The organism is Companilactobacillus versmoldensis DSM 14857 = KCTC 3814 (genome assembly GCF_001434295.1).
Taxonomy (GTDB): Bacteria; Bacillota; Bacilli; order Lactobacillales; family Lactobacillaceae; genus Companilactobacillus; species Companilactobacillus versmoldensis.
Map to the genome: position 1 here is coordinate 17,989 of NZ_AZFA01000026.1, position 9,279 is coordinate 27,267.

Annotated in this window: 10 protein-coding genes; 3 read left to right on the top strand and 7 right to left on the bottom strand. The window is 42.1% G+C overall.

All coding sequences use genetic code 11. The annotated features are described in order from the left end of the window. Positions 1-26: 26 nt before the first annotated feature. Positions 27-1,187, bottom strand: a complete 1,161-nt coding sequence (locus FC27_RS10210; protein ID WP_235699645.1) for an aminotransferase class I/II-fold pyridoxal phosphate-dependent enzyme — start codon at positions 1,185-1,187, stop codon at positions 27-29. Positions 1,188-1,227: 40 nt separating this feature from the next. Further along, positions 1,228-1,431 carry a GntR family transcriptional regulator gene (locus tag FC27_RS12075; protein ID WP_235699644.1) on the bottom strand — a complete coding sequence of 68 codons (204 nt, stop codon included), beginning with the start codon at positions 1,429-1,431 and terminating at the stop codon, positions 1,228-1,230. Positions 1,432-1,551: 120 nt separating this feature from the next. Between FC27_RS12075 and thiD the strand changes: the two genes are divergently transcribed. The 3 genes from thiD to FC27_RS10225 are packed head-to-tail and all read left to right on the top strand — an operon-like array spanning position 1,552 to position 3,424. Then, positions 1,552-2,355 (top strand): bifunctional hydroxymethylpyrimidine kinase/phosphomethylpyrimidine kinase, encoded by an 804-nt coding sequence (gene thiD, locus FC27_RS10215; protein ID WP_010624743.1) that lies wholly within the window; start codon positions 1,552-1,554, stop codon positions 2,353-2,355. Next, a complete protein-coding gene (locus FC27_RS10220; RefSeq protein ID WP_010624742.1) occupies positions 2,342-2,848 on the top strand; it encodes an ECF transporter S component in 507 nt (168 codons plus the stop codon). The genes thiD and FC27_RS10220 overlap by 14 nt, the downstream gene beginning before the upstream one ends. A 9-nt stretch (positions 2,849-2,857) precedes the next feature. Further along, the gene (locus tag FC27_RS10225; RefSeq protein WP_010624741.1) at positions 2,858-3,424 is read left to right on the top strand and encodes a TIGR01440 family protein; all 567 of its coding nucleotides are present in this window, start codon (positions 2,858-2,860) and stop codon (positions 3,422-3,424) included. 74 nt (positions 3,425-3,498) lie between these two features. Here the strand turns inward: FC27_RS10225 and FC27_RS10230 are convergent, their stop codons facing one another. The 5 genes from FC27_RS10230 to FC27_RS10250 are packed head-to-tail and all read right to left on the bottom strand — an operon-like array spanning position 3,499 to position 9,093. Continuing rightward, positions 3,499-4,422: an ABC transporter ATP-binding protein gene (locus FC27_RS10230; protein WP_010624740.1), complete on the bottom strand. Its 924-nt coding sequence runs from the start codon at positions 4,420-4,422 to the stop codon at positions 3,499-3,501. After that, on the bottom strand, positions 4,422-5,471 hold the full coding sequence (locus FC27_RS10235; RefSeq protein WP_010624739.1) for an ABC transporter ATP-binding protein: 1,050 nt from the start codon (positions 5,469-5,471) through the stop codon (positions 4,422-4,424). The genes FC27_RS10230 and FC27_RS10235 overlap by 1 nt, the downstream gene beginning before the upstream one ends. Positions 5,472-5,482: 11 nt before the next feature. Continuing rightward, the gene (locus tag FC27_RS10240; protein ID WP_010624738.1) at positions 5,483-6,505 is read right to left on the bottom strand and encodes an ABC transporter permease; all 1,023 of its coding nucleotides are present in this window, start codon (positions 6,503-6,505) and stop codon (positions 5,483-5,485) included. Continuing rightward, positions 6,505-7,437, bottom strand: coding sequence for an oligopeptide ABC transporter permease (gene opp3b, locus FC27_RS10245; RefSeq protein ID WP_010624737.1), 933 nt, complete (start codon positions 7,435-7,437; stop codon positions 6,505-6,507). Before opp3b ends, FC27_RS10240 begins: the two co-directional genes overlap by 1 nt. 21 nt (positions 7,438-7,458) lie before the next feature. Further along, positions 7,459-9,093, bottom strand: a complete 1,635-nt coding sequence (locus FC27_RS10250; RefSeq protein WP_010624736.1) for a peptide ABC transporter substrate-binding protein — start codon at positions 9,091-9,093, stop codon at positions 7,459-7,461. Between the last annotated feature and the right edge of the window lie 186 nt (positions 9,094-9,279).

Genomic DNA, 9,279 nt, shown 5'->3' on the forward strand with positions numbered 1-9,279 from the left:
TTAAGTATGCAACTAAGCACACTTGACTACCTTTTTAATTTCTGTAATTTTTCTGCCAGTATCGCCCGTTTAGATTGATCCATCCGAGCAATATTGAAACGAAATTCATATTTGCTAGCACCGTAGATCGTACCAGGTTTGACTAAGATCTGTTCCGCCAGGAGATTTTCAAAAATATTAGGGTCTGTCTGTGAGATCCATAAGTAAAAGCCACCACTAGGGATGGAGAACTGCCATTTAGGACAAAATTTATGGAAAATCTTTATAACGGCGTTACGACGGTTTTCTAAAGTGTGCGTCAATTGGACTAATCCCAAAGTGAACTTTGAACTAGTTAAAGCATTGTTGACTAATCTTTGAGCCAACATTCTAGGTGCCATATCCAACTGTTTCTGGACCCGAAGCAGCCGTTGACCGATAGCTTGAGGAGCGATTATCCAACCGATCCGAGTGTTCGATCCAAGCAATTTTGAAAGAGAGCTGATATAAATGACATTATCAGGAGATAAAGTCTTCAAAGTCGGTAAAGACTTTTTATCGTTGACTAACCAGCCGAAGACATCATCTTCGACAATAGGTATTTGATATTGCTGGCAAAGTTTCAAAACTGATTGGCGTTGATGCATCGTCAAGTTTTCGCCGGTGGGGTTTTCCAGGGTGGGATTGAGCAGCAATAGTTTGATCCGGTGTTTCAAGATTATTTCTTCCAATTGGTCGAGGTCAAAATTACTGCTGATCAGTGGCACACTGTAACGATTGATGCCTAAAGTTTGAAAAACAGCCGTTGAATGAAAATATGATGGATTGGCAAAAGCAATCGAGTCGCCAGGTGACAGTAAACTGCTAAGGATCAATAGTAGTGACTGTTCAGCACCGCCAGAGATCAGTGCAGTCTGGCGTGAGAAGTCGATCTTTTGCTGAATCTCTTGTTGATAACTCAAAGTCTTGATCAAATCAGGGTCGCCATTAGGATGATTGGTCTTTTGTGCCGTCAAATAGTTGTTCCAATCGAATTCGAAAGTCCCTAAATCAGGGATCAAATCGGCTGGAAGTTCATTGGCCGCCCCATCGATCAGCTCACCTTTGTCTAAAAAACGTGCTTGGGTCAGTTTTTCTTCGATAGCGGAAGAGGTCGATTCGACTGATTTCAGCAGTGACTGCCAATTGATACTGACTAATGTTTTCAACTGGGATGTGTCAGCAACGAAGGCACCACTGCCTCGTCTTTTATAAAGTAGACCCTGCGCTCAACTCATCAAAAGCTCGACTGACAGTCGAACGGTCGACGTTGAACCAGCGAGCTAAAGACCGTTCTGCAGGCAGACGTTGACCAGGCAGTAGTTGATTGTTTTGGATCAAGGATTTGATCAACTGAATGATAGCTAAATATTTTGGTTTGATAGCAGGTAATTCCTGCGCCCAATTTATCATGAAACAAGCCTCCTGAGAAATTAAAGTTAGTATACTAATTGGTTGGATAAAAAACAAACCAATTGGATGTTGTCAAATATGAACAGTATTAGATAATTGTAAAAATAAGGAGGTGACGAAATGGAAAATGTTTTAACGATCGCTGGATCGGATAGTTTAGCCGGTGGCGGATTACAAGCAGATTTAAAGACTTTCGAAGAGATGGATACCTTCGGATTTTCTGCCATCACCAGCGTCATTGATATCTTCCCGCAAGAAGTCAAAATGACTAGTTTGGCTCCCGAGTTGCTCGAACAACAATTAGCCTCCATATTTGACCAAGTCAACTTATCAGGAATCAAGATAGGTCTACTGGGTAATATTGAAATGGTGGGGATCGTCTCACGATATTTAGAGAAAACTGCTGTACCAGTAGTTGTCGATCCGGTCTTTTTCTTCAAAGAAGGCAGTCTCGACTCACAAAATTCCTATATCGAGGCAGTCAAACAAAAATTGTTGCCAAAGGCGACCATTACGACGCCCAATTTGTTGGAAGCCCAGCAATTGAGTGGGATCAAGATCGATAATGTCGAGAAGTTAGCAGAAGCCGCCAAGATGATCCAAGCTTTGGGTTGTCCAAATGTTGTCATCAAAGGCGGGACAAGATTAGCAGGTCAAACTGCAGTCGACTATTTGCTGACTGAGGATAACGGATACTTGCTGGAAGATAACAAGGTGAAAACTACAACTATCAACGGGGCCGGTTGTACTTTCTCAGCTGGTATCACCGCTTTGTTAGCTCGCGGTACTTCGGTCATTGGTGCGGTCAAAAAATCGAAGGCGTTTGTCCACGAGGCAATCGTTGACGGTGTAAGAATCGGAAACAGTTCAGGTAGTGTCTATCAAGGCGCTGCACGTAGGGAGGATCATGATGCAAAGAAGTAGAATCAGAAAAGAGGTTTTAGCAGCAATTTTGACTGCTTTGACAGTGGCAATGTCAATTTTGGTGGTGATTCCGGTACCAGCAACTCATGGGTTGGTCACTTTGTGTGAAGTGGGGATCTACACCAGTGCCATCCTATTTGGAAATCCCGTTGGCGTGATCGTCGGCGGTGCTAGTGGTTTTTTGATCGATGTTATTTCGGGATACCCGGTTTGGTGCTTGTTCTCATTGACCATTCACGGTCTGCAAGGATTTGCCGTGGCTTATTTGTCAAAGAATCACAAAATGAATTTACGTAACTTATTACTACCACTTTTAGTCGGCAGCCTGATCATGGTCGTCGGTTATTATCTCGCTACCAGCCTATTATTCGGCTGGCCAGCCGGACTCGCTTCAGTACCAGGAAACATAGTCCAAGTTGGCTTTGGTATTGCAGTGACAGTCCTAGTTGTCGGAAGCTTGAAGAAAATTAAACCCGGATGGATCAGAGGATGATGTTTTACAATGTTAGAAGATTTAGAAATAAACTTAACTACCATGATAAATGATGTATTGACTGCCGCAAAATTAAAGGCAGGCGATGTCTTCGTACTTGGTTGTTCGACCAGTGAAGTCGTTGGCGGACATATCGGTAAAGATTCTAACCCAGAGGTGGGCAAACGGATCATCAAAACTATCTTAGGTGTGCTGGAACCTTTGCATATCAACTTAGCAGTCCAAGGTTGTGAGCACATTAACCGCTCAGTTGTAGTGGAACGGGCAGTGGCTGAACAAAAAGGCTTTGAGATCGTCTCGGTCGTTCCTGCAATGCATGCCGGTGGTGCCTGTTCGGTGGCTGCTTTTGAACAATTCAAAGATCCAGTTGAAGTCGAACATATCGTTGCTCAAGCGGGCATCGATATCGGTGACACCTCGATCGGGATGCATGTCAAATTCGTGCAAGTGCCAGTTAGACCAAGTAAAAACCAACTTGGTGAGGCTCACGTGACAGCTTTAAGGTCTCGTCCTAAATACGTCGGCGGACCGCGTGCCAACTATGAACCAATCAAGGATTATCAAGCGGTTAAATAAAAAATGAATATTAAAAAAAGAAAATCCCTCTTAACCAGTAATTTATTAATGTCTGGTCAAGAGGGAATTTTTGATTACTTAAATTTTGCGGCTGTTTGATCGTCACAATAAAGGAAGTGTCCTGGTTGGACTTCTTGAAACCTTTGTTGGTCGTTGAAATGGCGACTGTGATCAAAGTCGATCCGCTCACGAGTTTTTTCGATCTCTGGGTCGGGAACCGGGATGGCTGACAAAAGACTTTGCGTATAAGGATGCAAAGGATTGTTGTAGATCTCATCAGCATCAGCTAGTTCAACGATTTTACCAGCATACATAACGGCGATCCGGTCACTGATATATTTGACCATGGAAAGGTCATGGGCAATAAACATGTAAGTTAAGCCACGGTCTCGTTGGATATCTTGCAATAAGTTAACGACCTGAGCTTGGATCGAAACGTCCAAAGCTGAAATAGGTTCATCAGCGATGATGAATTGAGGATCAACGGCCAAAGCTCTGGCGATGCCGATTCTCTGACGCTGACCACCAGAAAATTCGTAAGGATACCGCGTCATATGTTCAGGATTCAGATGGACCATATCAAGTAATTCTTCCACTCTTTGAGTCCGCTCATCATCGTTTTTGGCCAAACCGTGAATGTCTAAGCCTTCAGCGATGATATCTTTGACTTTCATCCGCGGATTCAATGAGGCGTATGGATCTTGGAAGATCATCTGCATTTCGCTTCTGAATTTTTTCATTTTGGGACTGCGGTTTTTCAGTTTACTAATGTCCTCGCCTCGAAAGAGGATCTGGCCGCTGGTTGGCTTGTACAGACGGATAATGCTGCGTCCAGTGGTACTTTTACCGGAACCAGATTCACCGACGAGTCCAAATGTTTCACCTTCATAGATATTGAAGGAAACGTCGTCGACAGCTTTGACTTCGTTAGCCTTGCCGATATTGAAGTATTGCTTGAGATGTTTGACTTGAACGATTGGATTTCTATCTTCTGCCATTATTTAACGTCACCTTCTAACCAAGCTTGATATTTTTTGAAACGCTGTTGGATCGATACTGGCGGCGTTACTTTGGGAGCATCAGGGTGAAGCAGCCAAGTTGCAGCATAGTGTGTCTTGGTCACTTTAAAGAACGGTGGTTGCTGCTCAGTGTCTATCTGGAGAGCATAAGCATTTCGAGGTGCGAAGGCATCTCCAGTAGGTGGATTCAACAAGTTCGGTGGAGTTCCGGGAATGGAATTCAAGCGGTCTTGTTCACTGGTATTTAAAGTTGGCATCGAGTCTAACAGGCCCCAAGTATAGGGATGCTGTGGATCGTAAAAGACTTCGTCGACACTGCCATATTCAACGAATTTACCAGCATACATTACGGCAACTCGATCAGCGATACCAGCTACGACACCTAGGTCGTGGGTGATGAAGATGATCGATGTACCGATTTTTTGTTGCAACTCACGTAAGAGATCGATGATCTGTGCTTGGACGGTCACATCTAGTGCGGTCGTTGGTTCGTCAGCGATCAAGATCTCTGGATAATCAACGATAGCGATGGCGATAACGATTCTTTGTCTTTGACCACCTGAAAATTGGTGGGGGTAGTCTTTCATTCTGGCTTTAGGATTAGGTATCCCAACTAAACGTAAGACTTCCTCAGCTCTTTTTAGGGCGTCAGCTTTAGAGACCTTATTGTGAATCAAAAGTGGCTCAGCGACCTGTTTACCAATGGTCATGGTGGGATCAAGGGAAGTCATCGGGTCCTGAAAGATCATTGAGATCTTGTTACCACGTAAGTTGTCCATCTCTTTTTCGGATTTTTTCAAAAGGTCCTCGCCATGATAAAGGACTTCTCCTTGTGAGATGCTGGCGTTTTTAGCTAATAATCGTAAAACTGAACGTACTGTAACTGATTTACCGGATCCTGATTCACCTACAATGGCTAGTGTTTCTCCATCGTTAAGATGAAAATCAACACCACGAATAGCATGGACGGTACCGTTATAAGTTTTAAAATCGACATGTAAATTTTTAACGTCTAATATTCTTTCCAAAACTATTCTCCTTAGTCTGATGATTGTGGATCGAACGCATCACGAAGGCCATCACCTAAGAGGTTAGTAGCAATCATGATGAGCGATAAGATAATGGCAGGAGCCCACATTTGATAAGGCAAAAATCTAAAGGCTTTTTGTCCGTCAGATAGTAGGGTACCTAATGAAGCATTTGGTGCGGGGATACCAATACCGATGAAACTTAGAAAGGCTTCAAAGAAGATGGCATTCGGGATCGTGAACATCGTCTGAATGATGATAGTTGACGAAAGGTTCGGGATCAAATGTTTGCTGGCGATTTTAGTAGAGGATTCGCCTAAAGTCCGAGCGGCTAAAACATATTCTTGTTCTTTTAACTGGAACGTCTGCGCCCGGATCAGACGTGCCATGGTGACCCAACCGGTCAAAGCAATCGCGATAATAATAGAAGTTAGTCCAGGTTTCAAAATGATCATCATCAGGATAACCACGATCAAGTTAGGAATGGACGAAACGATTTCTACGATACGCTGTAGGAAGGTATCGACTCGACCGCCTTTCCAACCGGAGACTATCCCATACGGAATACCGATCAACAGATCGACTAACGTTGCCAGGACGGCAACGATCAAGGAAAGTCTCGTTCCATAAATAATTCTTGAAAGTAGGTCACGGCCAAGATAGTCAGTACCTAAAATGTAGTAAGTACCTTTAGGCGCACCGACTTGTTTATAGGCATCGACTTCTTTACCACCCATATCTTGCATACCGTTAAAGCCAGGGATGTTCAAATTGCCCAATTTAGGTGGCAAATTAGAATATTCAACTTTTTGAGCATTAGGATTATGTGGTGCGACAGCTGGTGCAAAAATTGAGATCAAGACGATCAAACCTAAGATAATCAAACAAGCAGTGGCTACTTTATTAGAGAATAAACGTCTTCTAACATCTTGTAGATAAGTTAATGACGGTGTACCAAGGCTTTCTGAAGCTTCATTATCTTGTTTATTTAATAATTTGAATTTTTCTTTGGGAATCTTCGGAACTTGCTCCATTATTCCTTACCTCCATTTCCTAATCTAATTCTTGGATCGATCAATCCATAAAGGATATCGACAATCAAAATAACTAAGATCAATAAGAATGAGTAGAAGATCGTCAGTCCCATGATCGTTGGGTAATCGTTAGTCGTAATTGATTTAACGAATTGTTCACCGATACCAGGGATCGAGAAGATATTCTCGACAACCATTGAACCGGTCATAACTGAAACAGCCATTGGCCCGATGATAGTAACAACTGGGATCAATGAATTACGCAAAGCATGTTTAGTAACGACCTGCCAATTGGAATTACCCTTTGATTTAGCTAATTCAATGTAATCACTACTCATAACATCGACCATTTCGGTCCGCATGAATCGGGCCACGTTACCTAGTGGCAGAGCTGCCAAAGCTAGTGTTGGTAAAACACTGGATTGGAAGTTATCCCATAAAGCAACTGGGTAGATGTGCCATTTGAAGGCAAGATAGAATTGTAAAAGGACGGCCAAGACGAATGACGGGATGGAGAGTCCTAGGATAGAAATGAAAGTTGCCAGTGTATCGACCCAAGTGTTTTTTCTGATGGCGGCGATAGCACCTAGCAAGATACCAAAGATAGTACCTACGATCATAGCTTGAGCACCAATTTGCATTGATGGAGCAAGACGTTGACCGATCAATTGTGTAACAGGTTCATTGTTAAATTGGAACGAAGTCCCAAGGTTTCCTTGGAACAAGCCCCCGATATAACGGATATATTGAATAAAGACTGGTTGATCCAATCCATATTGCGCTTTAACGATCTTCAATTGTTCAGGCGAGAGCCGGTTTTGGTTAGTGAACGGCGTACCTGGCAAAAGCTTCATCAAGAAAAAGGTTATTGAAGCAATAATGAATAGGGTCAAGAATAAGTACAATATTCTTCTGAGAATATATTTAGTCATTTTTTGTCCCCAACTCCCTAATTATTTTTTGAATACAGTGACTAAGTTATATGCACCATTTGGTGTGACTAGATAATTTTTAACATTCTTGCGAGTCAAATTAGCTTGGTAAGATTGATAAAGCGGAATAGCACCTTGTTCTTCAGTCAAGATCTTTGTGGCTTGGACTAGATCGTTCCAGCGAGCTTGTTTGTCGTTAGCATCAGTCGTAGCACTCTTCTTAACATAATCGTCGTATTCCTTATTCGACCACTTACCATCATTTTGGGCATTACCAGTCGTTAAGATCTGTAAGAAAGTATAAGGATCTGGATAATCAGCGTTCCAAGCCGTCACGATCATATCGAAATCACCAGTCTCAGCTTTGTTTAAACGCGACTTGAAAGGCACGTTGTTCAAAGTCAATTTCAGACCAGGCAGATATTTCTCCATCTGACCTTGGATGTACTCATTTTGTTTCTTAGCAGTATCTGTATCATCACCGACTAAGTTGAAACTAAGATCCTTTTGACCAGTTTCCTTGATACCTTCCTTCCAAAGCTTAGTAGCTAATTTAGGATTGTAGGAACTATATTTAGCGACTGACTTAATAGCTGGTTCATCAGAGAAGTCTTTACCAGTCGTAGGATTTTCAGCAATACCAGAAGGTACGATCGAGGCGGTGAAACCACCAGTATTACCAAGGATATTCTTATTCAGTTGGTCACGATCGATCGAATAAGAAATGGCCTGACGGATCTTCTTGTTTCTAAAGAAAGCATATTTCTTTTGGTTAGTTTCAATATAGAAAGTGGCAGCCTGCTTATCTTTTGAGAAAGTATTATAGTTAGCAACTTGTCGTGCGGTGTCACCACTGATTTTTTCTAGACGATTGACTCTATTAGAGTCGTAGAGGTTCAATCCAGTATTCGGGTCCTTGGATACATAGTATTCGACCTTGTGTAACTTAACTTTTTTAGCGTTCCAATATTTGTTGTTCTTAACTTCGGTCCAGCTATTATCAGAAACATTCCAGTTGATCAATTTGAATGGACCGTTGAAGATCATGCCCTTACTGTGAAGACCATATTGCTTGCCAGCTTTGTCGACAGATGGTTTATAAATCGGCATAAAAGTCGAGTTAGCCATCAATTTTGTAAAGTAAGGGATCGGTTGATCCAAAGTTACTTGTAGCGTGTAATCATCTAAGGCTTTTACCCCAAGGGTCTTAGGTGATTTTTTGCCAGCACTGATATCAGCGGCGTTTTTGATACCTTCAAAAATATAAGCGTATTGAGAAGCAGTGGCTGGGTCGACAGTCCGTCGCCAAGCATAAACGAAATCATGAGCGGTAACTGGCTTGCCATTCGACCATTTACTGTGTCGAAGTGGGAAAGTGTAGGTTTTACCATTATTAGTAGGTTCGACTACTTTAGTTGCTACACCAGGAACCAGCTTTTTACCATTGAATCGGTAAAGACCTTCCATTGTGTTAGTTAGATTTTGTCCCCCAATAACATCGGTATTCAGTGATGAATCCATAGTGGCGATGACATCACTGGAACTGATGGAAAGAGTATCCTTACTGTCTTTTTCAACGGCTGAACCGCAGCCAGACAAAAGGAGCACGATACCGAGTAGTGGTATCAATGTTAATAAGTATTTCTTTACTCGCATATTTGCCTCCCTAAAACATCATAACTATTAGAATACTCTCCTCAAAATTAATGACAATACTTATTGATTAAAATAATTCTAATTCTCAACAAGTATTGTAGCTAATCTCGGAATAAATTACAAAGTAATCAGCTATAACAACCATATATAACATGCTATAAAAAAAGGGGTCTAAACTTTCTGGTA

Coding starts and splice junctions, on each gene's coding strand:
- FC27_RS10250 (WP_010624736.1), bottom strand. CDS start 9,093: ATGCGAGTAAAGAAATACTTATTAACATTGATACCACTACTCGGTATC.
- FC27_RS12075 (WP_235699644.1), bottom strand. CDS start 1,431: ATGATAAATTGGGCGCAGGAATTACCTGCTATCAAACCAAAATATTTA.
- FC27_RS10225 (WP_010624741.1), top strand. CDS start 2,858: ATGTTAGAAGATTTAGAAATAAACTTAACTACCATGATAAATGATGTA.
- FC27_RS10220 (WP_010624742.1), top strand. CDS start 2,342: ATGCAAAGAAGTAGAATCAGAAAAGAGGTTTTAGCAGCAATTTTGACT.
- opp3b (WP_010624737.1), bottom strand. CDS start 7,437: ATGACTAAATATATTCTCAGAAGAATATTGTACTTATTCTTGACCCTA.
- FC27_RS10230 (WP_010624740.1), bottom strand. CDS start 4,422: ATGGCAGAAGATAGAAATCCAATCGTTCAAGTCAAACATCTCAAGCAA.
- thiD (WP_010624743.1), top strand. CDS start 1,552: ATGGAAAATGTTTTAACGATCGCTGGATCGGATAGTTTAGCCGGTGGC.
- FC27_RS10240 (WP_010624738.1), bottom strand. CDS start 6,505: ATGGAGCAAGTTCCGAAGATTCCCAAAGAAAAATTCAAATTATTAAAT.